This is a genomic window from Billgrantia tianxiuensis, assembly GCF_009834345.1.
GTDB lineage: Bacteria > Pseudomonadota > Gammaproteobacteria > Pseudomonadales > Halomonadaceae > Halomonas > Halomonas tianxiuensis.
On sequence record NZ_CP035042.1, the window covers coordinates 3252585 to 3278103 of the forward strand.

The 25519-nt window shown below is 63.9% G+C and carries 15 protein-coding genes, 2 tRNA genes and 5 pseudogenes; 10 read left to right on the top strand and 12 right to left on the bottom strand.

The window, feature by feature from the left end:
* The 10 genes and pseudogenes from EKK97_RS15210 to hemA form a co-directional block, all read right to left on the bottom strand.
* On the bottom strand, positions 1–909 hold the full coding sequence (locus tag EKK97_RS15210; RefSeq protein WP_159553142.1) for an ABC transporter permease subunit: 909 nt from the start codon (positions 907–909) through the stop codon (positions 1–3).
* A 21-nt stretch (positions 910–930) separates the two neighbouring features.
* Positions 931–2007: a polyamine ABC transporter ATP-binding protein gene (gene potA / locus EKK97_RS15215; RefSeq protein ID WP_479688641.1), complete on the bottom strand. Its 1077-nt coding sequence runs from the start codon at positions 2005–2007 to the stop codon at positions 931–933.
* 227 nt (positions 2008–2234) lie between these two features.
* On the bottom strand, positions 2235–3338 hold the full coding sequence (locus EKK97_RS15220) for a polyamine ABC transporter substrate-binding protein (RefSeq protein WP_159553146.1): 1104 nt from the start codon (positions 3336–3338) through the stop codon (positions 2235–2237).
* A gap of 228 nt (positions 3339–3566) precedes the next feature.
* Positions 3567–4912 (bottom strand): annotated as a pseudogene (locus EKK97_RS15225) (glutamine synthetase family protein).
* Positions 4913–4950: 38 nt separating this feature from the next.
* A complete protein-coding gene (locus EKK97_RS15230) occupies positions 4951–6246 on the bottom strand; it encodes an NAD(P)/FAD-dependent oxidoreductase (protein WP_159553148.1) in 1296 nt (431 codons plus the stop codon).
* 318 nt (positions 6247–6564) lie between these two features.
* Positions 6565–7311 carry a HesA/MoeB/ThiF family protein gene (locus tag EKK97_RS15235; RefSeq protein ID WP_159555814.1) on the bottom strand — a complete coding sequence of 249 codons (747 nt, stop codon included), beginning with the start codon at positions 7309–7311 and terminating at the stop codon, positions 6565–6567.
* Positions 7312–7317: 6 nt separating this feature from the next.
* Complete coding sequence (locus EKK97_RS15240) at positions 7318–7818, bottom strand: winged helix-turn-helix transcriptional regulator (RefSeq protein ID WP_159553150.1); 501 nt, start codon at positions 7816–7818, stop codon at positions 7318–7320.
* A 179-nt stretch (positions 7819–7997) separates the two neighbouring features.
* Positions 7998–8841: pseudogene (gene prmC / locus EKK97_RS15245) on the bottom strand (peptide chain release factor N(5)-glutamine methyltransferase).
* Positions 8841–9929, bottom strand: a complete 1089-nt coding sequence (gene prfA / locus EKK97_RS15250) for a peptide chain release factor 1 (RefSeq protein ID WP_159553152.1) — start codon at positions 9927–9929, stop codon at positions 8841–8843. Before prfA ends, prmC begins: the two are co-directional and overlap by 1 nt.
* A gap of 11 nt (positions 9930–9940) precedes the next feature.
* Positions 9941–11206, bottom strand: a complete 1266-nt coding sequence (gene hemA, locus EKK97_RS15255; RefSeq protein WP_159553154.1) for a glutamyl-tRNA reductase — start codon at positions 11204–11206, stop codon at positions 9941–9943.
* Between the two features lie 232 nt (positions 11207–11438).
* On the opposite strand from hemA, the gene EKK97_RS15260 reads away from it, so the two are divergent.
* The 8 genes and pseudogenes from EKK97_RS15260 (at position 11439) to EKK97_RS15295 (ending at position 18484) form a co-directional block, all read left to right on the top strand.
* On the top strand, positions 11439–13223 hold the full coding sequence (locus EKK97_RS15260; protein WP_201296900.1) for a tetratricopeptide repeat protein: 1785 nt from the start codon (positions 11439–11441) through the stop codon (positions 13221–13223).
* On the top strand, positions 13220–13840 hold the full coding sequence (gene lolB, locus EKK97_RS15265; protein ID WP_159553156.1) for a lipoprotein insertase outer membrane protein LolB: 621 nt from the start codon (positions 13220–13222) through the stop codon (positions 13838–13840). Before EKK97_RS15260 ends, lolB begins: the two co-directional genes overlap by 4 nt.
* Before the next feature lie 31 nt (positions 13841–13871).
* A pseudogene (gene ispE, locus EKK97_RS15270) lies at positions 13872–14719 on the top strand (4-(cytidine 5'-diphospho)-2-C-methyl-D-erythritol kinase).
* A 93-nt stretch (positions 14720–14812) separates the two neighbouring features.
* Positions 14813–15754, top strand: coding sequence for a ribose-phosphate pyrophosphokinase (locus tag EKK97_RS15275; protein ID WP_010629229.1), 942 nt, complete (start codon positions 14813–14815; stop codon positions 15752–15754).
* Positions 15755–15875: 121 nt separating this feature from the next.
* On the top strand, positions 15876–16523 hold the full coding sequence (locus tag EKK97_RS15280; RefSeq protein ID WP_159553158.1) for a 50S ribosomal protein L25/general stress protein Ctc: 648 nt from the start codon (positions 15876–15878) through the stop codon (positions 16521–16523).
* Between the two features lie 86 nt (positions 16524–16609).
* Positions 16610–17190, top strand: a pseudogene (gene pth / locus EKK97_RS15285) (aminoacyl-tRNA hydrolase).
* Positions 17191–17262: 72 nt separating this feature from the next.
* Complete coding sequence (gene ychF / locus EKK97_RS15290) at positions 17263–18354, top strand: redox-regulated ATPase YchF (protein ID WP_159553160.1); 1092 nt, start codon at positions 17263–17265, stop codon at positions 18352–18354.
* 53 nt (positions 18355–18407) lie between these two features.
* A tRNA-Met gene (locus EKK97_RS15295) sits at positions 18408–18484 on the top strand.
* Positions 18485–18537: 53 nt separating this feature from the next.
* Here the strand turns inward: EKK97_RS15295 and EKK97_RS15300 are convergent.
* Positions 18538–19835 (bottom strand): annotated as a pseudogene (locus tag EKK97_RS15300) (M18 family aminopeptidase).
* Positions 19836–19960: 125 nt separating this feature from the next.
* Between EKK97_RS15300 and EKK97_RS15305 the strand changes: the two are divergent.
* Together EKK97_RS15305 and EKK97_RS26150 are read left to right on the top strand one after the other, a co-directional pair.
* Positions 19961–22024: a carboxy terminal-processing peptidase gene (locus EKK97_RS15305; protein WP_234287174.1), complete on the top strand. Its 2064-nt coding sequence runs from the start codon at positions 19961–19963 to the stop codon at positions 22022–22024.
* A gap of 1623 nt (positions 22025–23647) precedes the next feature.
* Entirely contained in the window at positions 23648–25450 is a 1803-nt protein-coding gene (locus EKK97_RS26150) for a putative bifunctional diguanylate cyclase/phosphodiesterase (protein ID WP_479688642.1), read from the top strand.
* On the opposite strand, the gene EKK97_RS15325 is transcribed toward EKK97_RS26150, so the two are convergent.
* Positions 25409–25484, bottom strand: a tRNA-Asn gene (locus tag EKK97_RS15325). The two genes, EKK97_RS26150 and EKK97_RS15325, sit on opposite strands and share 42 nt — an antisense overlap.
* Between the last annotated feature and the right edge of the window lie 35 nt (positions 25485–25519).

The following is a 25519-nucleotide window of genomic DNA, read 5'->3' on the forward strand; positions in this document are numbered from 1 at the left end:
TCACTCCTCCAGCTCGCGGGACTGATAGCGATGAAACAGGGCGATGGGCACGATCAGGATCGCCAGCATCACCATTGCCAGCGCCGAGGCGACCGGCCAGTCACGGTTGTGGAAGAACTCTTCCCACAGCACCTTGCCGATCATTACCGTGTTGGGTCCGCCCAGCAGCTCCGGGATCACGTACTCTCCCACCGCCGGGATGAACACCAGCATCGAGCCGGCGATGATGCCGCCCTTCGATAGCGGCAAGGTCACCCTGAGAAAGGTATTGAATTTGCGCGAACCGAGATCCGAGGCGGCCTCCAGCAGCGAGGTATCGAGCCGGGTCAGGTTAGCGTAGAGCGGCAGCACCATGAACGGCAGGTAGGCATAGACGATGCCGAGGATCACGGCGAAGTTGGTGTTGAGCATGCGAATCGGCGAGTCGATCAGCCCCGCCCAGATCAGCAGGTTGTTGACCAGGCCGTTGTTGCTGAGGATGCCCATCCAGGCGTAGACGCGAATCAGGAACGAGGTCCACGATGGCAGCATTACCAGCAACAGCAGCACCAACTGCCAATGGGCCGGGGCGCGGGCCATGGCGTAGGCCATGGGGTAACCGATCGCCAGGCACAGCACGGTGGCGAGCAGGGCGATCTTCACCGAACCCCAGTAGGCCGAGACATAGAGCGTATCGGTGGTCAGGAACAGGTAGTTGCTGAAGGTGACGATGACGTTCAGCGTCTCGTTGGCGTAGTCGAAGATGGGGCCATAGGGCGGTATCGAGATGGCCGCCTCGGAAAGGCTGATCTTGAGCACGATGCCGAACGGCAGCAGGAAGAACAGGGTCAGCCATAGCAGAGGCACGGCGATGACCCAGCCGCGACTGGGCTTGAACAGTCGCTGCAGGCGAGCGGTGAAGTTAGTCATGCGGATCTCCCGGCGTCTTGCTCAGTCGTGCAGGATGACGGCGCTCTGGTCGTCCCAGTGAACGAACACCGGCTCATCCCAGCGTGGCCGGTCGCCGCGTCGCTCGGTATTGGCCATGCTGGCCTTGACCAGTTGCCCGCTCTCGAGCCTCACGTAGTAGACCGAGAAGCCGCCGAGGTAGGCAATGTCCTCGACGATACCGGCCGCCCAGTTGAAGTCGCCCGATGGGCACTCGCGGGTCAGCCAGGTCTTTTCCGGCCGCACCGCCACCCACACCCGGCGTTCGTCGGCCTGAGTGCTGACGCCGTGGCCGATACGGATCGCACGGCCTAGTGCAGGACTTTCGATCACGCAATGATCGGTCTCGTCGACCACGATCTCACCCTCGAACAGGTTCACCGTGCCGACGAACTCCGCCACCATGCGGTTGGCCGGACTCTCGTAGACATCCATCGGCGTGCCGACCTGGGCGATCCAGCCGTCGGCCATGATGGCCACCCGATCGGCCATGGTCATGGCCTCCTCCTGATCGTGGGTGACCATGATGCAGGTCACCCCGACCCGCTCCAGGATCTGTACCACTTCGAGCTGCATCTCGGTGCGCAGTTTCTTGTCCAGTGCCCCCATCGGCTCATCGAGCAGGAGCAGCTTGGGCCGCTTGGCCAGCGATCTCGCCAGCGCCACGCGCTGACGCTGGCCACCGGAAAGCTGGTGCGGCTTGCGTCGGGCGTAGGCTTCCATGTGCACCAGCTTGAGCATTTCGGCTACACGCTCGTCGATCTCGCGGCGCGGCAGCTTGTCCTGCTTGAGGCCGAAGGCGATGTTCTGTGCCACCGTCATGTGCGGGAACAGCGCGTAGGACTGGAACATCATGTTGATCGGCCGCTCATAGGGCGGCATGGCGGTGATGTCCTCGCCATCGAGCACGATCTGTCCTTCGCTGGGCTTCTCGAAGCCGGCCAGCATGCGTAGCAGTGTCGACTTGCCCGAACCGGAACCGCCCAACAGTGCGAAGATCTCGCCACGGCGGATCGACAGGCTGACATCGTCCACCGCCAACACCCCGTCGAAGCGCTTGCTGACGCGGCGGATCTCCATCAAGGCCTCGTTGTGGGCAGGGCGCGGCTTGCCTACCATGGCGTCGGCATCGGTCGAACGCTCGACGGTTCGTCGCGGCGACTCCGCGGCTTGGGTCTGGGACTGCGGCATCACAGCATCTCCTGTAGCAAACGGGATCGTTGAGGATGCTGAAGATGCCGTAGGCAGTGGCCAGAGCGGCACCGGTCAGCATGCTCTGCCGGCCCCATGGGGCCGGCACGGAGCGATCAGATGCCGGACTTCACCCGGTTCCAGACACGAGTGCGTACGCGCTGCACGGCCAACGGCTTCTCTTCCTGCACGAACAGGTTATCCATTACCTCCTGGTCCGGGTAGATGGCCGGATCGTTGAGGATGTCGGGGTCGAGAAACTCGTTGGCGGCAATGTTGGGGTTGGCGTAGACCACGTACTCGGTAATGCCGGCGGCAATCTCGGGCTCGAGGATGAAGTTGATGAAGGCGTGGGCGTTATCAGGGTTCGGCGCATCCGCCGGAATCGCCATCATGTCGAACCACAGCGCCGCCCCTTCCTTGGGTATGGAATAGGCAATGGTGAAATCGCGTCCCGCCTCCTCGGCGCGGTCTGCGGCCTGGAAGATATCGCCGGAGTAGCCCGCCGCCACGCAGATATCGCCGTTGGCGAGATCCGAGATATAGCGCGAAGAGTGGAAATAGGTGATGTTGTCGCGCACCGCAGCGATCAGGTCGCCTGCCGCCTCGATATCCGCGGATTCCTCGGAGAGCGGCGATAGTCCCAGGTAGGCCATGCCGGAGGAAAGCATGTCATCGCCAGTGTCGAGCATGGCGATACCACAGCCGCCCTCGCGCAGTGCAGTAGTGGTCTCGGGATCGAAGATCAGCGCCCAGGAATCCAGCGGCGCGTCCTCGCCAAGTATCTCGGTGACCCGCTCGACGTTGTAGCCGATGCCGTTGGTGCCCCACATGTAGGGAATGGAGTAGCGGCTGCCGGGATCGATCGATTCCAGATCGTCCATCAGCTCGGGGTTGAGGTTCTCCATGTTGGGGATCTTGTCATGATCCAGCTCCATGTAGACCCCGGCACTGACCTGACGGGTCAGGTAGTGGTTGGAGGGCACCACCACATCGTAGCCGGAACGGCCCGAGAGCATCGCGGCGTCGAGTACTTCGTTGCTGTCGTAGACATCGTATATGACACGGATGCCGGTGGCTTCGGTGAACTTTTCCAGGGTATCCGGCGCGATGTAATCCGACCAGTTGTAGACTCTCACCTCGTTGGCCTGGGCAGCGGTTGCGGCCATGGCCAGCGAGCCCAGGGCGACGGCCAGCGACAGCTTGCGTTGACAGGTCATGATGGCACCTCTTCTGTTGTTTGCGTTGTAGGCATCGACATCGATCCGGCCAAGTTCTTCGGATCGACTCTCGGCGGCCGCCAATCCCATGGCCCGTCACAACGGACGGCAGGCCACGCGGCGCCAAGCGCCGCGGCGAGCGTCACACTGCCAGGCCCACACATAGACCCGGCAGCCGAGCCCTGTGCGAAAAGTCGACGGCAAGCGCGGTCACTTTTCGCATAAGGCTCAGACGCTCAACAGCAGGAACTCCCTCTCCCACGAACTGATGACCTTCTTGAAGTTCTCGTTCTCCACCCGCTTGACCGCGACGTAGCCAGTCACGAACCGATGCCCCATGTAACGCTCCAGCTCGCTGCAGTTCTCCATTCGCTCGAGCGCCTGCTCAAGGGTAAACGGCAGGCGCAGGTTGCGCCGCTCGAAGGCGCGACCCTGCACCGGTGCAGAGGGGTTGAGCTTCTGCACCATGCCCAGGTAACCGCACAGCAGGCTCGCCGCAATGGCCAGGTAGGCGTTGGCATCGGCACCGGGCAGGCGGTTTTCGATGCGCCGGTTCTGCGGCGAGGAGTCGGGTACCCGTAGACCGCAGGTGCGGTTCTCCTCGCCCCACTCGACATTGACCGGTGCCGAGGTGTCGGGCAGGAACCGGCGGAAGGAATTGACGTTTGGCGCCATCAGCGGCAGCGCTTCGGGAATGAAGCGCTGCATGCCGCCGATATGATGGAGGAACAGTTGGCTCATGGAGCCATCCTCGTTGGCGAACACACTCTTCCCGGTGGCGACGTCCAGCACGCTCTGGTGAATGTGCATGGCACTGCCGGGCTCGTTGGTGATCGGCTTGGCCATGAAGGTCGCTACCACATCGTGCTTCAGCGCCGCCTCGCGCAGGGTGCGCTTGAACAGGAAGACCTGGTCGGCCAGCATCAAGGGTCGCCGTGACGGAAGTTGATCTCCATCTGGGCGGTGCCCTCTTCATGGATCAGGGTGTCGATATCCAGGCCCTGGATCTCGCACCAGTCATACATGTCCTCGAACAGCGGGTCGAACTCGTTGGCCGCATCGATGGAGAACGACTGCCGGCCGGTCTCCTGGCGGCCGCTGCGGCCGATAGGCGGCAGCAGAGGCAGATCGGGATCCTCGCAGCGCTTGGTCAGGTAGAACTCCATTTCCGGTGCCACCACCGGCTTCCAGCCCTGCTCGGCATAGAGTGCCAGCACGCGCTTGAGCTGGTTGCGGCAGGAGAGTTCGATGGGGTTGCCCATCTTGTCATAGCAGTCGTGGATGACCTGTGCGGTGGGCTCGATGGCCCAGGGCACCGGATACACCGCCGAGATATCGGGCCGGCACAGCATGTCGATGTCGGCGGGATCGAGCAGCGAGTAGTAGAGTTCATCCTCGACATAGTCGCCGGTCACGGTCTGCAGCAGTACGCTTTCGGGGAGACGCATGCCCTTCTCGGCCATGAACTTCGACACCGGGGTGATCTTGCCGCGGGCGATGCCGGTGATATCGCTGACCAGGCACTCCACCTCGGTGATGCGTCGCTCCTTCAGCCAGCTTTCCAGGTCTTTCATGGGAACCTCATTGCGGCCCGTCCCGGGCGTCACGTTCGTTATAGTCGGTCGCGCAGCTTGTAGAAAGCAGTCGCCAGTACCAGCAATGGCGTGCGCAGGCGCTCGCCCCCCGGAAAATGGCGGTGGGGCATGGCGGCAAAGGCATCGAAGCGCTCGCTCTGCCCACCGATAGCCTCGGCCATCAGCTTTCCGGCCAGACCGGCGAGCGCCATGCCGTGACCTGAATAGCCCTGGGCATAGTAGACGTTGTTGCCGAGGCGGCCGAAATCCGGCGCACGGTTGAGCGTGATGGCCACGTCGCCGCCCCAGCGGTAATCGATTCGCACGCCTTCGAGCACCGGGAACAGCCTTGCAATCTTGGCATCCATGCGCTGCTGAAGACCGCGCGGCTCCCGGCCATCGTAGCTGACCTCACCGCCATAAATCAGCCGCTTGTCAGCTGAGAGACGATAGTAGTCGAGGACGAAATTGGCATCGGACAGGGCATCGTTGCACGGTAGCACTTGAGCCGCACGCGCCTCGCCCAGCGGCTCGGTGGCCACGATGTAGTTGGCCGCGCGCATGATGCGCCCCTCCAGTTCCGGCAGAAGGCGCCCCAGGTAGGCATTGGCCCCTACCACCACGAAGTCGGCGACGATCTCTCCTTGAGCCGTCTGCACGATGGCTGGCTGACCGCGGCGAATGGCCAGGGCCGGGCTGTGCTCGTAAATCGACACCCCCGCCTGCTGGGCCGCTCGCGCCAGCCCCAGGGTGTAGTTCAGCGGATGGAGATGCCCACCCTCACGCTCAAAGAGGGCGCCGGGATAGGCGTCGGTGACCACCCGCTCGCGCAGTGCCTCGCCTTCAAGCCAATCTAGCGCTTCGTAGTCGTAATCGCGGGCCATGCGCTCCTGGAACTGGCGCATCTCGCGCACGTGCCGCGGTTTCACTGCGGCGTGCAGATAGCCCCAGGCAAGATCGCAGGGAATCGCATGGCGTTCGATGAGCTCCACCGTCAGGCGCACCGCCTCGCGGCTCATCTCCCAAACCTCGCGGGCACGCTCGCGGCCCAGCGCCTGCTCCACCGTGGCGATATCGGTTCCCAGGCCGGGGAGTATCTGTCCCCCACTGCGCCCGGAAGCGCCAAACCCCACCTCGTGTGCCTCGAGCAGCGCTACCGAATAACCGCGCTCCGCCAGGTGCAGAGCCGTGGAGCAGCCCGTGATCCCACCGCCAACCACGCAGACGTCGACACGTCGCTGCCCGCGCAACGGCGAACAGCCTTGATCGAGAGTCAGCGCGACCGTATCGCGGTAGTAGGTAGCGGGGAAGTCGGTCTGGGCATCAGTCGCCATGCAGCGGTTTCCCGAAAATTGAACCGATCCGGGTCGAGCCAACGAAAGCCATGTCCGCATCGGCGGCCGGCACGACCAGGCACTGGATGCAACTAGTCTGGCACCAAACCGCCATAGGCTGTCAAGTATTCAATAACGATTGCGCTCGTTTTGCCCTGTCTTAGGGATTTTCAAAACGATGCAACATGGCTCAACCATGGCAGTATTCGGCAGAATAATCGCCTCTCGATACTGATAACGGCCGTACTCACCAAACCCAGCGTGTCAAGTAATGACAATCACGAGTCGATATTTCTCAAGGTGGATCGGCCGGCGAGTCTACCCGGCGCAGACAGGACAGCCAGGATCGCGCGGCACCTGGTAGTGGCGCCACTGACCGGAAAGCCCGTCGAAGGTGGATAGACCACGATGAGGAATGCCGGCCCCGCTGAGCAACTTGACCGCCTCCAGCGCCTGGAAACAGCCGATCAGCCCGACCAGGGGCGCCACCACGCCGTTCTCGGCGCAGCGCAGCTCTTCGTCGCCGCCCTCCCCTGGAGGATAGAGGCAGGCATAGCAGGGCGAGGCGGTATCGCGGGGATCGAATACCGCCAGCTGCCCTGAAAAGCGAATCGCCGCCCCTGAAACCAGCGGCACACCGGCACGATGGCAGGCAGCGTTGATGGCATAGCGGCTAGAGAAGCGATCGGTGCAGTCGAGCACCAAATCGACCTCCCCCACGGCCGCATCGAGCGCGGCCTCATCGAGATGCGCCTCGATCACGCGAATCTCGCAGCCCGGGTTGAGCGCCATGGCCGCGTCGCGCGCCGACTGCGCCTTGTTACGTCCCAGGTCGGTCATGCCATGCGCGATCTGGCGCTGCAGGTTGGAAAGCTCCACCGCATCGGCATCGGCCAGGGTCAGGCGACCCACTCCGGCGGCGGCCAGATAGAGCGCCACCGGCGAGCCCAGCCCTCCGGCGCCCACCACCAGCACCCGCGAGGCCAGCAGGCGCTCCTGCCCCTCGATATCGATCGCCTCCAGCATGATCTGCCGGCTGTAGCGCAACAGCGCCTCGTCGTTCATCGCCATTTACTTGCCTTCGAGCTCCTCGATGTCGGGTACATAGAGCGAGAACTCCTCCTTGACCTCCTCCATCACCACGTAGCTCTTCGACTCCTTGACGCCGGGAAGGGTCAACACCACGTCGCCGAGCAATTGACGATAGGCGGACATCTCGGGAATCCGGCACTTGAGAATGTAGTCGAACTGCCCCGAAACCAGATGGCACTCCTGAATCTGCGGCAGGCGGGAGACGGCGCGGCGGAACTCATCGAAGACCGCCGGCGACTGCGTTTCGAGACTGATCTCGACGAATACCAGCAGATTGGCCTTGAGCGAGCGCGGATTGAGTATCGCCTTGTAGCCACGGATCACGCCGGACTTCTCGAGACGCTTGACGCGCTCCAGGCAGGGGGTGGTGGAGAGCCCGACCTGGGCAGCCAGGTCGACATAGGAGATACGCGCATTTTCCTGCAGGCAGCGCAGGATCTTGAGGTCGATACGGTCGAGCGAGCGGGTCTTGGTTTTCATTGTCGTGTCGGGGAAGCCGGGTCAGAGTGGATGACGTGTCGCCATGACAGCAGATCGGCCTGAAAAATCGCGGCAATCAGGCGAGGTGCTGGTGTTCGGTCGCACAAACATGCCGACATTTGGAATTATTTCCTGAACAGATGTACCACAGCCACCGCTTCCCCTCCAATGCGCCTCCCTCAACGCTGATTCGGTCCTCGGCCGAAAGTGACCCGCTCCTGCCCCCCAGGTCCCGCCGACTCGCGACGTCTCCATACCCCCTCGCCTCGAGCAACTCGCGCACGGCCGCCGCCTGGTCGTGCCCATGCTCCAGGGCAAGCCAGCCGCCGGGAACGAGATGGTCAACAGCGCTTTCGGCAATATGGCGCAAGTCGGCCAGCCCCGATTCAAGAGCCACCAGGGCGCTTCTCGGCTCGAAGCGCACGTCACCCTGAGCCAGGTGCGGATCGCGCGCATCGATATAGGGCGGATTGGCTGCGATCAGCGCGAAACGCTGCTGCGCCACTGCCGAGAACCAGTCGCTGACCAGGAAGCGTGCGTTGGCGATGTCCAGCCGCCGGGCATTCGATTCGGCCAGGGCCACCGCCTCGGGCACCCGGTCGATGCCGAGAACCTGCCAGCCAGGGCGCTCGCTGGCAAAGGCCAACGCAATCGCCCCGGTACCGGTCCCCAGGTCGAGCAGGCGGCCCGAAGTCTCGCCCGCCAGACCGAGCAGCACCTCCACCAGGGTTTCGGTATCGGGCCGGGGGATCAGGGTATGCGGCGAAGTGGCCAGGGCAAGTCCCAGAATTCCCGCTCGCCGGTGAGGTAGGCCACCGGGTGGCCTGCCGCCCGCGCGGCGACGAGAGCCTCGAAGCGGGCGCGCTGGAAGGTGTGCGCCGTCCGGTCACCCCAGGTATAGAGCCAGGCGCGTTCGACACCCAGCACATGGCACAGCAGCACCTCGGTATCCAGCCGTGGGCTGGGCGAGCCGGCTCGCGCCAGGCGCTCGGCAGCCCGCGCCAGCAGCGTATCGAGCTGCATCAGGCTTCCTGCTGCAGCGCCGCGAGCTGCTCGGCCTGGTGCTCGTGAACCAGGGGATCGAGCACTTCGTCTAGCTCGCCTGCCAAGACCTCGCCAAGCTTATAGAGCGTCAGGTTGATGCGGTGGTCGGTCAGCCGGCCCTGGGGGAAGTTGTAGGTGCGAATGCGCTCGCTGCGATCCCCCGAGCCGACCAGGCTGCGACGCGTGTCGGCCCGCTCGCGCTGATGACTCTCCACGGCGCTCTGCTTGAGGCGCGCGGCCAGTAGCGACATGGCCTTGGCCCGGTTCTTGTGCTGGCTGCGCTCCTCCTGGCACTCGACCACCACCCCGCTCGGCAAGTGAGTGATCCGGATCGCCGAATCGGTGGTGTTGACGTGCTGGCCGCCGGCGCCGCTGGAGCGGAAGGTGTCCACTCTCAGATCGGCCGGGTTGATATCGACATCGCCCACCTCATCGGCTTCGGGCATCACGGCCACGGTACAGGCGGAGGTGTGGATGCGCCCCTGGGATTCCGTCGCCGGCACGCGCTGCACGCGGTGTGCGCCCGACTCGAACTTGAGCCGGGCATAGACGCCCTCACCCTTCACTCGCGTGATGATCTCCTTGTAGCCGCCCTGCTCGCCATGGCTGGCGCTGATCACCTCGACCTTCCAGCCCTGTTTCTCGGCATAACGGGAATACATGCGGAACAGGTCGCCGGCAAACAGCGCGGCCTCGTCACCGCCGGTGCCGGCACGGATCTCGAGAAAGACGTTGCGGCCGTCGTCCGGGTCGCGCGGCACCAGCAAGCGCTTGAGTCGAACCTCCAGCTCCTCCAGGCGTTCGCGTCCCTCGCTCAGCTCCAGTTGCGCCAGTTCGCGCATCTCGGCATCGCTGTCGCCGGCCAGCAGCTCGGCGTCCTCCAGGTCACTCTCGGTCGCCCGGTAGTCGCGCCAGGCCTCGACCAGGGATTCGAGTTCGGCGTATTCGCGGGAATAGTCGCGGAAGCGAGGCTGATCGCTAATCACCTCGGGCTCCGCCAGCAGGGCGGCGAGCTCCTCGAAGCGTTCGACGAAGCCATCGAGACGCTGGCGCAGGGTCGCTTTCATGGCGTGTCCTGTCAGGGTTTCGTTGATGTGGGGTTGAGCAGCAGCGCCTCGGCGGCGTTGAGCAGGTCACGTCGCTCGCTACCCGACGCCTCGCGCAGCGCCACCGTGGGTCGATGCAGCAGGCGGTTGGTCAGTTGGTGTGCCATCAGCCGAATCACTTCCTCGGGGTCCTCCCCACGTGCCAGCCTGGCCAGTGCCTGGCGCTCCGACAGCTCGCGCAGATCGGCTGCCTGGTCGCGATAACGGCGAATCAATTCCCCGCTGCTGCGGATACGCCGCTCGTGCAACCAGACGTGAACGCCATGCTCGATCAGAGCCTCGGCCTGATCGGCGGCCGCCTGGCGATGGCGACGGTTCTCCTGGATCACCTCGTTGAGGTCGTCGACGGTGTATAGAAAGATGTCGTCCAGGTCGCCGACTTCGGGTTCGATGTCCCTCGGCACGGCAATATCGACCATGAAGATCGGCCGGTGACGCCGCTTCTTCAGCGCCCGCTCCGCCATACCCTTGCCCAGGATCGGCAGCGGCGCGGCGGTCGAGGAAATGACGATGTCCGCGCGGGACAGGGCATCGGGAATCTCGTCGAGCGAGATCGCCTCGGCATTGAACTCGCCGGCCAGCAGCTCGGCGCGCTCCCGCGTCCGATTGGCCACGATCATGTTGCGCACGCCCGCCTCGCGCAGGTGGCGGGCGACCAACTCGATGGTCTCACCGGCGCCGATCAACAGTGCCCGTGAACGGCTGAAATCATCGAAGATGCGACTGGCCAGGCTGACCGCCGCATAAGCCACCGAGACCGGGTTCTGACCGATGCCGGTGCGTGTCCGCACCTGCTTGGCCACCGCAAAGGTATGCTGAAAGAGCAGCTCCAGCTCACCGCCCAGCCCACTCGCCTGGCGCGCCGACTGGTAAGCTTCCTTGAGCTGGCCGAGTATCTGCGGTTCGCCTAGTACCATGGAGTCCAGCCCCACGGCGACGCGCATCAGGTGCCGGGCGGCATCGTTGTCCAGGTAATGATAGGCACAGGGGGTAAGCTCCTCGAGCTGCAGCCCATGGAAGTGGCTCAACCAGTCGAGGATGAGACGCTCGCCGGCCGGCTCGGTAACGCAATAGAGCTCGGTGCGGTTACAGGTCGAGAGCACCGCCGCTTCATGCACCTGGGGGATATGGCGCAGCTCGGTCAGCGCCGACTCCAACTGAGCGGGGGTGAAGGCGACCCGCTCGCGCACCGCGACGGTGGCCGTCCTGTGGTTGATTCCAAGGGCAAGAAGCGTCATGCGTTAAGCGTCTTCGGAAAAGTCGGCCGGCGGCACCGTAAATGAAAAAACGTCTCTGCGGCGCTGCATTCTATCACAGCCTTTCGAACTCGGCGCCAGGCGCAGCAACCCGGCAATTGACGCACGACAAGGCGCGGCTCATTCGCCAACCGCGCATTGCGATGCAGCGATCCCTTTGCCCATGGGCCGCTAGCCGGTATGCTGGCACCTCGGGATACCGGATGAGATACGCATGCCCTCGACGCTGATACGCTCTTCTCGCCAAGGACTGGCAGTGCTTGGTCTAACCGTCTTGCTGAGCGGTTGCCAAGGCCTGGCCTCCTCCCCCTTCGGCACGCCTCAAGAAGACCCTCTGGCCTCGGCACCCCCCATCGAGCGTGGGCTGGATGCAGAGGGCCTCTCCACGCTGTTGAGCGCCGAGATGGCAGGACAGCGCGGCGACTATCGCCGTGCCACGCTGGGCTACCTGGCCATGGCCGAGCGTTACCGCGCCCCGCAACTGGCGGAGCGCGGCACGCTGGCGGCGCGCTTCAGCAACGACGTACTGCTGCTCGAACAAGCGGTCAGCACCTGGCATGAGCTCGACCCCGCCGCCGAGGCACCGCTGCGCCTCCTCTCAGGCCTGGCACTGCAGCGCGGCGACTGGCCGACGGCACTCGATCGGCGCCTGACACTGGTCGAGCAGGGGCTGCACGGCGAGCTGGCGCTGTTCGCCGAACTCGCCCTGGAATCCGGCACCGACCCACTTCCCCTGCGCGAGCGTCTGCGCGAGCACCTCGAGCGCGCCGGTGCCGACGCGCATCCTCATCGCTACGATGCCGTGCTGGCCATGGCGATTCTCGAGGCCGCCACCGGTCAGCGCCAGCAGGCCGAACGACGCCTGGACCTACTCGCCCGCGACCACTCGGAACTGCCCGCCCTGTGGCTGACCCGCGCCCAACTGGCGCTGGAAGCCGACAGTCCGCGCCAGGCCCGCGAGGCCGCGCGCCGCGGCCTCGAGATATCTCCCGGCGATCCCCGCTTCCTGCTGCTGATGGCGCAAGCCGAGCTGATGCTGGGCAACGTCGCCGCAGCGGAGGAGCACACCTCCACCCTGCTGGACGAGCACGTCGGCAATCAGGAGCTACGCATTTCACTGGCCCGCCTCTACCTCGAGGACAATCACCTGGATGCGGCTCGCCGCCTGCTGCTGCCACTGGTCAGCAGCGACGAGCCACCTCCCGCGGCTTTCTACCTGATGGGCCTCATCGCCGAGGAAGAGGGCGAGATCGACAATGCCCTTCTTTATTACCGTCAGGTATCCCCCGGCAGTGACTTCCTGCGTGCGCGACTGCGGGCAGCGCAGATGCTGATCGAGGACGACCGCCTGCTCGATGCCCGCGCCTTCCTGCGCATCGAGCGCCTGCGCCACGAATCGCGCTTCAGCGAGCTGGTTGCCCTCGAGGTGGAACTGCTCGACGAGGCCGGGCTGCATGCCGAAGCCAATGCCCTGCTCAACCGTGAACTCTCGCGCACGCCCAACGACGAGCCGCTGCTCTACCTGCGCGCCATGCGTGCCTGGGAGCAAGGTGACATCGATGCCATGGAGCGGGATCTTGGCCGCATTATCGAGACCAACCCGGACAACGCCTCGGCCCTGAATGCGCTGGGCTACACCCTGGCGGACCTCAACCAGGAAGAGCGACTGGACGAAGCCCGCGAGCTGATCGAGCGCGCTCACGCCCTCGAACCGGGCAGCCCCGCGATCATGGATAGCCTGGGCTGGGTCTATTACCGCCAGGGCGATCCGGAACGCGCCTTGCCCTGGCTCGAACGGGCCTATGCCAGCATGCCCGACCAGGAGATCGCCGCCCATCTCGCCGAGGTTCTCTGGGCACTCGGACGGCATGAGGATGCCCGTCGCGTGGTGGAGCAAACCCTGCTCCGCTACGATGAACATCCCCTGATCGATGAACTCCTCGAGCGCATTCCCGAACTGGCGCCCACATCATCCACAGTCAACGAGACGACGCCATGAGACGCCCCACTCTCGCGATACGCTGGTTTGCCATGAGCCTCGCCCTTGCCCTGCTGGCCGGTTGCGCCACGCCAGGCACGACACCGGACGGCGGACGCTCGGCCGACCAATGGCAAGCCCAGCAGGAACGCCTGGAGGCGCTGGATACCTGGATCCTGATCGGCAAGGCCGGGTTGCGCACCTCCCGGGAAACGACCAGCGCCAACCTCGACTGGAGTCAGCACCCACATTATTACCGCATGCTGATCAGCGGCCCCTTCGGCAGCGGCCGCAACCTGCTCGAAGGGCGCGAGGGACGCTTCACCCTGACCAACGCCGAGGGCCGCTTCGAAGCTCCCTCTCCCGAATCCCTGATGCAGCAGCAGTTGGGCTGGTCGCTGCCGGTCAGCTCGCTGTCCGACTGGATTCGCGGCCTGCCTGCCGACCACAGCGACTACCGTCTCGAACGCGACGAGCGCGGCTTTCCCCAGCAGCTCGAACAGGATGGCTGGCAGATCGTCTATCGCGACTGGGCCCAGGTCGAATCGCTGTGGCTACCGCGACGCCTGAGCATGGAATACGACGACCTCAGCGTCACGCTGGTGGTCACCGAGTGGCGACCCGTCATTGACGACTGAGCCGCAAGCAAGCGCACCGAGCCATCCGTCGATGAACGCACTCACGCTGCCGGCGCCGGCCAAGCTCAATCGCCTGCTGCATATCGTCGGCCGCCGAGCGAACGGTTATCACGAGCTGCAGACGCTGTTCCAGTTTCTCGACCATGGCGACGAGCTGCGCTTTCAGTTGCGGCAGGATGGCGAGATCCACCTGACGCCCGGCCTGCCGGGCGTGCCCGACAGCGACAACCTGATCGTGCGGGCAGCCCGGCTGTTGCAGGCGGTAAGCGGCTGCCCCCTGGGCGCCGACATTCAACTGACCAAACGCCTGCCCATGGGCGGCGGCCTTGGCGGCGGCAGCAGCAACGCCGCCACCGCGCTGCTTGGCCTCGACCGCTTGTGGCGTCTCGACCTCCCGCTCGACCACCTGGCCGAACTCGGCCTGCAGCTCGGGGCCGATGTGCCGGTGTTCGTTCACGGCCAGGCCGCCTGGGCCGAAGGTGTCGGCGAGAAGCTCACACCGGTGGCACTCGACACCCCCTGGTTCGTGGTCGTGCACCCTGGCATCGAGGTCGCCACCGCCGCCGTGTTCAGGGCGCCGCAATTGACACGTGACACTGCCCCGATTACCATGGCGCGCGCACTGCAGGGGGAGCGCCCAGCTGGCACAACGACTGCGAACCGACGGTCAGGTCACTCTATCCGCCTGTCGCCGAAGCACTCGACTGGCTTGGTAGCCGGGCACCCGCCATGCTGACGGGAACCGGAGCCTGTGTCTTCGCCTGGTTCGATTCAAGAGCCGAAGCGAAGCGTCTATTGGCCGACCTGCCGGACCGCTATACTGCTTTCACGGCCCGCGGCCTGAACCTCTCCCCGCTACATGCTGCTCTAGGTCGATGAACATGTCGCCATTCAGCGCGCGGTCCGATCACCGCGCTGACGGTAAAGCCTCATCGCCTGCGGAGCTCCCCAATACTGCATAGGTGGACGCGCGTGTCAAAATTGATGGTTTTTGCCGGGAATGCCAACCCCGAGCTCGCCCAGAAGATCGCCGAGAGTCTCGATACTCGTATGGGTAATGCCACGGTCGGGCAGTTCAGCGATGGTGAGATCGCGGTCGAGATCAACGAGAACGTTCGCGGCAAGGACGTATTCATTCTGCAGTCCACCTGCGCGCCGACCAACGACAACCTGATGGAACTGATCCTGATGGTGGACGCCCTGCGGCGCGCCTCGGCCACCCGTATCACCGCCGTGGTGCCCTACTTCGGCTACGCGCGTCAGGACCGGCGGGTACGCTCCGCCCGAGTCCCGATCTCCGCCAAGGTAGTGGCCGACATGATGGTCAAGGCCGGCGTCGATCGTGTCATGACCATGGACCTGCACGCCGACCAGATCCAGGGCTTCTTCGACGTGCCGGTGGATAACGTCTACGGCTCGCCGATTCTGCTCGATGACATCGAGCGCCAGAACTACGACGATCTGGTGGTGGTATCGCCCGACGTAGGCGGCGTGGTGCGCGCTCGCGCCATTGCCAAGCAGCTCAACGCCGACCTCGCCATCATCGACAAGCGGCGTCCCCAGGCCAACCAGGCCCAGGTGATGCACATCATCGGCGAGATCGAGAACCGCACCTGCGTGGTGGTGGACGACATGATCGATACCGCCGGCACCCTGTGCAAGGCCGGCGATGCTCTGAAGGACCACGGCGCGCGGCGCGTGGTAGCCTATGCCACCCACCCGATCCTGTCGGGCCCGGCGGTGGAGAACATCACCGGCTCGGTACTCGACGAGGTGGTGGTGACCGATACCATACCGCTGTCCGACGTTGCCCGTCGCAGCGGCAAGATTCGTCAGCTCAGCGTGGCGGGCCTGATCGCCGAGGCGATCCGCCGCGTCAGCAACGAGGAATCCGTCAGCGCCATGTTCCACTGAGACACTCAGCAGCTCTCAGCAAAACAGGCGCCGGAGTAGCGCCCCCACGGGGGCTTTCGGGAAGCGTAGCGATCAGGTCGCGGGTCGCACGCCTCCCTTACATTCAGCAAGAGGCAATACCATGTCCGATTTCACACTCAATGCCAGCGTTCGTAACGACCTGGGGAAAGGTGCGAGCCGCCGCCTGCGTCGTTCGAACCTCCAGGTGCCGGCCATCGTTTACGGTGGCGAGAAGGCTCCGCAGCCGATCTCCGTCGAGAAAGCCGCGTTCTACAAGGCCATCGAGGACGAGTCCTTCTTCTCCTCCGTGCTCAACCTGGTCATCGACGGCAAGAGCGAGCAGGTGGTGGTGCGTGACCTGCAGCGTCATCCGTACAAGCCGCTGATCACTCACGCCGACTTCATGCGCGTGGACGCCACCCACGAGATCACCATCAACGTGCCGCTGCACGTGGTGGGTGAGGAGAAGTCCAAGGGCATCAAGGACCAGGGTGGCGAACTGCACGTGCTCTCCAACGAGGTCCAGATCAGCTGCCTGCCGAAGGACCTGCCCGACTTCCTCGAAGTCGACATCAGCAACGTCGAGATGGGCACCACCCTGCACCTCTCTGATCTCAAGCTGCCAGCCGGCGTCACCCTGGTCGAGCTGACTCACGGTGCGGATCACGACAACGCCGTACTGAGCATCACCAAGCCCAAGGGCCGCAGCGAGGCTGACGAAGGCGAAGGTGAAGGTGAAGGCGAGGAAGGCGAAGGCAGCGCCGAGTAAGCTGCCCCGCAGGGGTCGCCCAAGCGGGCGGCCCCTTCCCGGTCCCATCAAGCGCTGCGGCGCTTGTTTTTGTTTGGAGACCCCTCATGCCCCAGATCAAGGCGATCATCGGGCTGGGCAATCCCGGTGACGGGTACGCCGCCACACGCCACAACGCCGGCGCCTGGCTGGTGGAAATCCTGGCCCGCCAGGCCGGCACCGAGCTGCGCCCGGAGAAGAAGTTCCTCGGTCTGTATGCCAAGGTGCTTCTCGACGGCCAGGAACTACATCTACTCGAACCCACTACCTTCATGAATCGCAGCGGCGCCGCCGTGGCGGCCCTGTGCCAGTTCTACAAGATCGCCCCGGATGAGCTGCTGGTGGCTCACGACGAGCTGGACATCCCCCCGGCACGGCCCGCTACAAGCAGGGCGGTGGCCACGGCGGTCACAACGGCCTGCGCGACATCATCAGCGCGCTGGGCGAGAAGGGCTTCAACCGCCTGCGCATCGGCATCGGCCACCCCGGCGACTCGCGCCAGGTCACCAACTACGTGCTGGGTCGCCCCGGCAAGGCGGAGTTCGAGGCCATCGGCGGCGCCCTCAACGAGTGCCTGGCCACGCTGCCGCTGGCCGTGTCGGGCGACTGGGCCAAGGCCATGAGTCGACTGCACAGCTTCTCGGGCTGAACCGGCGCCAAGGCTGGGCTAGAATAGCGCCCGTTCGCGAGCACCACTCGCCATCTTACTCAGGACATCATCATGGGTTTCAACTGCGGTATCGTCGGTCTGCCCAACGTGGGCAAGTCGACCCTCTTCAACGCCCTGACCAAGTCCGGCATCGATGCCGAGAACTTCCCCTTCTGCACCATCGAGCCCAACGTCGGTATCGTGCCGATGCCCGATCCACGCCTCGACAAGCTGGCCGAGATCGTCAAGCCGCAGAAGGTGATTCCCACCACCATGGAGTTCGTCGACATTGCCGGCCTGGTGGCGGGAGCCTCCAAGGGCGAGGGGCTCGGCAACCAGTTCCTGGCCAACATTCGCGAGACCCAGGCCATCGCCCACGTGGTGCGCTGCTTCGACAACGACAACGTCATCCACGTGGCCAATCAGGTCGATCCGCGCTCCGATATCGAGACCATCAACCTGGAGCTGGCGCTGGCCGACCTCGACACCGTCGAGCGTGCCATCCAGCGCCTGGTGCGTGTGGCCAAGGGCGGTGACAAGGATGCCATCGCCACCAAGGCGATCCTGGAGCGCGTCCAGCCGCACCTGGCCGAAGGCCAGCCGCTGCGCAGTTTCGGCCTCGACGAGGATGAGAAGCGCCAGGTCAAGAGCTTCGGCTTCCTCACGCTCAAGCCGACCATGTACATCGCCAACGTCAACGAGGACGGTTTCGAGAACAACCCCTACCTCGATATCGTCAACGAGATTGCCGCCGAGGAAGGTGCCGTGGTGGTGCCGGTGTGCAACCAGCTCGAAGCCGAGATCGCCGAGCTCGACGACGACGAGCGCGCCATGTTCCTCGGCGAGATGGGCATGGAAGAGCCCGGGCTCGACCGGGTGATCCGCGCCGGCTACAAGCTGCTGGGCCTGCAGACCTACTTCACCGCCGGGGTGAAGGAAGTGCGCGCCTGGACCGTCAAGGTGGGTGCCACCGCCCCCGAGGCCGCCGGCGTGATCCACACCGATTTCCAGAAGGGCTTCATCCGCGCCGAAGTGATCGGCTACGACGACTTCGTCACCCTGGGTGGCGAACAGGGCGCCAAGGACGCCGGCAAGTGGCGCCTGGAGGGCAAGGAGTATGTGGTGCAGGACGGCGACGTGATCCACTTCCGCTTCAATGTGTAGCCTTCAGGCTTGACCTGATGGGGGCGAATCCGTAAACTTCGCCTCCGTCGATTGGCTACGTAGCTCAGTTGGTTAGAGCACATCACTCATAATGATGGGGTCCCCTGTTCGAGTCAGGGCGTAGCCACCAGAGATCGAAAAAAACCCGGCGCCTCCTGGCGCCGGGTTTTTCGTGGTGAAGACTCAAACCAACTGGGGGCGGTTGGCGAAGGCGATCAGCGCCCGGGTCAGATATTCGACATCGTGGCTGCCCGCCGTCTCGCGAATCGAGTGCATGGCCCACTGTGGCACACCCACATCCAGCGTCGGCACACCGAGTTCGGTGGCAGTGATCGGACCGATGGTGCTGCCGCACCCCATGTCGGCGCGAGTAACGAAAGTCTGCACCGGCACCCCGGCCTCGCGACAGAGATCGCGAAACAGCGCAGACGTAGCGCTGTTGGTGGCATAGCGCTGGTTGGCGTTGACCTTGATCACCGGTCCGCCATTGAGCGCCGGCCCATGGGCGGCGTCATGCTTGTCGGTAAAATTGGGGTGAAGAGCGTGAGCGTTGTCGCAGGAGATCATTCGCGAGGCCTGGATCAGACGAATGAAGCCCTCTTCGCCTGGTTCGCCGAGCTGCGCGTTCACGCGACGCAAGACGTCGCCGAGGAACGGTCCCTGGGCACCGCAGGCGCTGGCACTACCGACTTCTTCATGATCGTTGGCCACCAGCACCACGCCCTGGCTGCCGTCGCTCTCCAGCAGCGCTTCCAGGCCGATGAAGCAGGAAAGCAGGTTGTCCAGGCGGGCGCTCGCTACCAGCTCGCGCTCGATGCCCACCAGCGCCGGTGGCTGCACATCGTAGAGTGCCAGCTCGAAATCGAGGATCTCGGCTCCGGCGATGCCATGCTGCACCTCCAGCCACTCGAGCAGCAGGCGTTGCAGGTCGGCTTTTTCTCCGCCCTGCAGGAAGACCGGCGGCATCTGGGTCTGGGCATTGATCGCCCGGCCGTTGTTGACCTCGCGATCGAGATGAATGGCAAGACTGGGAATGATGGCGATCGGCCGGTCCACGTACAGCAGCACGCCTTCGATGCAACCGTCGGCATGTCGCACGTGGACTCGCCCGGCCAGCCCCAGGTCGCGATCGTACCAGGGGGCCAGCAGCACGCCGCCGTACAACTCGACGCCGAGCTGCAGCCAGCCCGCCGAATTCTGGGCCGCGTTGGGTTTCAACCTCAGGCCGGGGCTATCGGTATGGGCGCCAATCATGCGCAGTGACTCAAGTTCCTGCCGAGGCAGCTGCAGCGCCACGATGGATGAGTCGTTACGCGTGACAAAGACTCGCTCGCCGGGTGAAAGCTGCCATGACTGGCGCTCGTCGAGGCGACGAAACCCGGCGGCCTCGAGCCGGTCGGCCATTATTGCCACGGCATGCCAGGGCGTAGGGAACGATGCAGAAAATCGAGCAGTCGCTCGAGACGGGCTTCCCGAGACATGTGGATCCTCATCAGGGGTCGTGGTTGGCGCGAGAGCTGCTACAATGCGGTTTCTGCTTGGCAACTCACACGCCATACGCTTGTCTAGGGAAGGAAGTGTACACGAAACCAGGGGTGCTTCATCGATGAGCCAGTTAGTCATTATTCGGCACACAGCGATCATGACGCTGGTGCTGCTGTTGTCGTGCGCTCAACTGGCGCTTGCTCAGATCCAGCCCGGCGATGCCCAACGGCAGGCCGCGGTAGAGGTGGCCGAATCGCTACGCTATGGCCACTATGCCGACGCCGCTCTCGATGACGCCTGGTCGCAACTGGCCTTCGAGCGCTACCTCGACATCCTCGACGGCCAGCGCGCCTTCCTGCTGGAAAGCGACATCGAGGAATTTCGCCATCTCGAGGAACGCATCGACGACATGCTGTTCGAAGGCGACCTGACTTCCGTCTACCAGCTCTACCAGCGCTATCACGATCGTGCCGAGAGCCGCTTCGAATGGCTGCTCTCCGCCCTCGATCAAGGGCTGAACTTCACCTATGAAACCGATATGCGGCTCGACCTCGATCGCCGCGACGCCGATTGGGCCACCAGCGAGGCAGAACTCGACGACCTGTGGCGCAAGCGTCTGAAGAACGCTGCCCTGACCCTGGACATCAGCGGCCAGGACGAGGAGCAGGTAACGAACAACCTGCGCCAACGCTACGAAGGCCAACTCTCGCGGCTTCGCCAAACCAATGGCGAAGACGTGTTCGGCCTGTTCATGGCGGCCGTGACCAGCAGTATCGACCCGCATACCGAATACCTCTCCCCGCGCCAGGGCGAATCCTTCGATATCCAGATGCGGCTGTCGCTGGAAGGCATCGGTGCCATGCTGCAATCCGACGGTGAATACGTGAAGGTGACCAGCCTGGTGCCCGGCGGTCCGGCGGATCGCGCCGGTGTGCTCGAGCCCGCCGATCGCATCGTCGGTGTCGGGCAGGAAGATGAAGATGAAGTCGTCAACGTCGTCGGCATGCGTCTGGACGAAGTGGTCGACCTGATCCGTGGCCCCAAGGGTACCGTGGTGCGCCTCGAGGTAGTGCCTGCGGAAGCCGTGGACATGACCCGCTCGCACACCATCGAGATCACCCGCGACACCGTGGACCTCGAAGAACAGGCCGCTCGGGGGGAAATCGTCGAAGTAGAGCGTGACGACGGCATTAAGCGCATCGGCGTAATCACAATCCCCACCTTCTACGTCGATTTCGATGCCTGGCAGTCCGGCGCCGAGGAGTTTCGCAGCACCACCCGCGATGTGGCGCGCGAAGTCGAGCGGCTCAAGGCAGAGGGTATCGACGGCATCATGCTCGACCTGCGCAACAACGGCGGTGGCGCGCTTCAGGAGGCAAACTCACTGCTCGGCCTGTTTATCGACCGTGGTCCCACCGTGCAGGTGCGCGACGCTCGCGGCCGCATCAGCCTCTACGGCGACACCGAGACTGGCACTCTCTATGACGGTCCGCTAGCGGTGCTGGTCAACCGCCTGTCGGCCTCGGCCTCGGAGATCTTCGCCGGTGCGATCCAGGATTACGGTCGCGGCCTGGTGCTGGGCAGCTCCACCTTCGGCAAGGGCACCGTGCAGACCCTGAACGACCTCAGCCATGGCCAGATCAAGCTGACCCGGGCCAAGTTCTACCGCATCTCGGGTGAGAGTACCCAGCATCGCGGCGTCGAACCCGACATTCTGTTCCCCGACATGATCGATCCGGATCGGATCGGCGAAAGCAGCCTGGACAACGCCTTGGAGTGGGATACCGTCCAGGCGGTCCAGTATCGCCACTACGGCGAGCCGTGGGAATATCTCGAAACGCTGCGCTCCCGGCATCGCGAGCGGGCCGACTCCCACCCCAACTTCGTCTATCTCAAGGAGCGCGTGGAACTGGCACGTCGCATGCGCGAGGAGCACACCAGCGTCAGTCTCGACCGTGAGCAGCGCCAGCGCGAAGTGGAAGCCCGCGATGCGGAGCAGTTGGCTCTCGAAAATCGCCGCCGCGAGGCCCTGGGACTGGAGCCGCTGGACGAGCTGATCGATGCTCGCGGTGAGGAAGAAGGTGAAGAGGACGAACCCGTGGACCGCGTCCAAGTCGTCGAGGCTGCGGCGATCCTTGCCGACTATGCCGAGCTGACCCAACGGCGCCTGGCCGGCCGATCCTGATCGAGACGCACCTCGACTCCCTTCCTGACTCTTCCGCCCAAGGTGCCCGGCTGCGATGACCGGGCGTCTTGGGCGTCCATTGAACCACACAGGCTCGTATCCGGCTTACCCACTAGCGTTTGTGCCGAATCGAGCCCCTGATAAAGGCTTCACTTATACTCAACGCAAGTGATGCCGGGTGAGACGACATAGCGCATGTCAGCGACACGGTATCGTGCCGGCCCGCAGAGAGGTCGTATGATGATCCATCGGTTGTCGCACACGGCATATAGTGCAAGCCGGCACTGGTCGGCCTGGCTTCTCCTCTACCTTACCCTGGCGCTGGCAGCGCAGGCGCTGGTGAACCCTCAGCACGGGTTCTACCTGCTGCTACCGCAAGGCGGTATTCTGCTCGCCGCCTTGTTGGTCATGCCCTCACATCGCGCCCAACGGCTAGGCTTTCTCACTGCGGCCGGACTGATCGACTTCGGTATTCACACCGTTCTGGCGGATGCGCCTCCGTTGGCCGCGGCCTGGATCAGCATCTCGCTGCTGCTGCAGGCATGCCTCGGCGCCTATCTGCTGCAGCTTCAACCTCCTTGGGCACGTCATCCCAATACCCAGCGAGGCATTCTACTGTTCCTGCTGTGGGGATGCCTGGTGCCGGTCACCTTTTCCTCACTCATTGCCGCCCTGGCCCATGTTGGCGCGCATAATTCACTGCTCGCCGAATGGCTCTGGTGGTTCATGCAGCGCCTTAGCGCACTGCTGCTGCTGGCACCACTCCTGGTGCTGCTGTTTCACCGCCTCCCCGACGCCGAACGCCTCCCGCCCACACGTCCGCCGGCATGGGAGTTCGTTGCGCTATGGATACTCACTTGCGGTGCCGCTGCGGTGGCTTTCAGCATCAGCAACCCCGCCGGCCGGGCACTGGCGACATATAGCTTCCTGCTGACTCCCCTGCTGGTCATTGTCGCCATTCGCCTGCCACTGACGGCAAGCCTCTTTGTGGTACTTTCTGCAACCATCGTCGCAGGTGCAGCCGATGCACTAGGCGCGGGCGATACGCAGGACAGCGCCCAGCGCAGCCTCATTGCCCTCTTCGCCTTTCAGTTGATCAATCTGGTCATCGTATGGCTATTGGGCACCCTCATAGACGAGCGCCGCCGCGCCCTATGGCGCGCCCAGAAGATGCGCGACATGTACGAGATGCTGAGCAATGCCAATCAGGCATTGATCAACCTCAAGCTGACGCCAGCACAGCACTATGAGCGCATGTGCAAGATCATCACCAGCGAGAGCGATTTTTCCAAAGCATGCATCACCACGCTGCGCACCGACCCGATCGATACCACTGCCGTGCCATCGCCGCCCAGCAACATCTGCGTGCACAAGGATAAGGAGCGACAACTGGCCGATCCATGCGAGCCCGTGTGCCCGGTAGTGCAGCAGGTACTGGACAGCAACGACTCCAGCGTCACCCAGCATGCCCAGGGATCCGTGGCGGCTTTTCCCATCCGGCCGGATGGCAAGACGATTCATGCCGTCTTGACGGTATTCAGCGGGCAGAGCCAGGCTTTCGATGCCGACATGGTACGGCTGTTCGATGAACTGGCCGGCGATATCGCCTTCGCTCTGAACATGATGGCGGACCGGCACCGACTCAAGCTCACCTCGGAAGTGTTCGAGCATAGTCATGAGTCGATCATCATCGCCGATGCGGAGGGACGGATCCTCGACGTCAACCCTTCCTTCACCCGGATCACGGGCCATACGCGCGAAGAGGCAATTGGCCGCAACCCGCGCATGTTGCAATCGGGTCGCCAGGACAAGGCGTTTTACCAAGCGCTGTGGCACAGCCTGCTGACAGAGGGAAACTGGACCGGGGAGTTCTGGAACGCCCGCAAGAACGGCGAGTTCTACCCGCAGCGCGGCACCATCACGGCGGTACGCGATGACCAGGGCAATATCGAGCACTTCATCTCGGTGATGGAAGACGTGACCGCTCAGGTACAGGCCGAAGAGAGGATAATGAGCCTGGCCAACTTCGATGCCCTGACGGGGCTGCCCAATCGGCTGCTGCTGGAGAGTCGCTTTCGCCAGGCTCCCTTGCGAACCCGGGAAGTCGAGCCGGAGCTCGCGGTTCTCTTCATCGACCTGGACGAGTTCAAACATGTCAACGACGCCCTGGGCCATCAGCAGGGCGACAAACTGCTGCGCCTGGTGGCGGAGCGCCTGCAAGGCGAACTGCGCGACAGCGACACGCTGGCGCGCTTCGGCGGCGACGAGTTTGTCGTCCTGGTCGTAGGCAAGCACCAGGAACTCGACTCTCTTGCCAAGCGCCTGATCCGCCAGATCAGACAGCCCTACCAACTCAACAACCAGTCCGTGCACATCGGCTGCAGCATTGGTATCGCCCTCGCGCCCCAGGACGGTTCCAGCCTGAACGAACTCATCCAGGCCGCCGACACCGCCATGTACCAGGCAAAATCGCGTGGTCGCGGTGTCTTCGCGTTCTACTCCAGTGAGATGCAGGATCAAGCGCAAAGCCACCTGCGGCTGCGGGGAGAGTTGGACAAGGCTTTGCAGCGTAACGAGCTACGCGTGCACTACCAACCCAAGGTCCACATCGCCAAGGGCACGCTCGTCGGCTTCGAAGCCCTGGTTCGCTGGCAACACCCCGAGCGCGGCCTGGTAACGCCAGGCCAATTCATCCCGGCTGCCGAGATGAGCGGACAGATTACCGCCATCGACCGATGGATGCTGGGTTCGGTGATCGACCAGCTCTCGCGCTGGCGCCAGGCGGGATACCAAGAGTTCCCGGTGGCGGTCAACGTATCGGCATCGCTGTTTTCGCGCACGGAGTTCGTCGACGAACTCGCGCAGTGGCTCAAGGCAGGCGGCGTACCCGCCCGGCTATTGGAACTCGAGATCACCGAGCACGTCGCCATGCTCGACCTGGACTACACGCTATCCACGCTGCAGGCGCTGAAACGACTGGGCGTAACGCTGACCATCGACGACTTCGGCACCGGCTATTCGGGGCTCGCCTACCTACGCGACTTCCCCATCGATACCGTCAAGATCGATATGAGCTTCATCAAGGGGGTGCACCAGGACAGAAAGAATCAAGGCATCGTACGCGCCATCATTGCGCTGGCCAGCACCATGGGCCTGCATACCGTTGCCGAAGGGGTGGAAACCGCCGAGGAGCTGGCCTTCCTGCGACAACAAGCATGCTGGGGCTACCAGGGCTACCATTTCAGCCCTGCCCGTGAGCCGGCCGAGATCGAACGCCGCTATCTGAGCGTCGAGCGCATTGACATGGAAGACGACAGCCGTCACCAGGAGAGCCGACAGCACTCAGCGTCAGGCAAGGATCAAAATGGAGAGGGAAACGAAAGCTGGCTCCCGGAGCAGGACTCGAACCTGCGACCCAGTGATTAACAGTCACTTGCTCTACCGACTGAGCTATCCGGGAATGGCGCAATACTTCTGGAAAGAGCCGATGGCTCT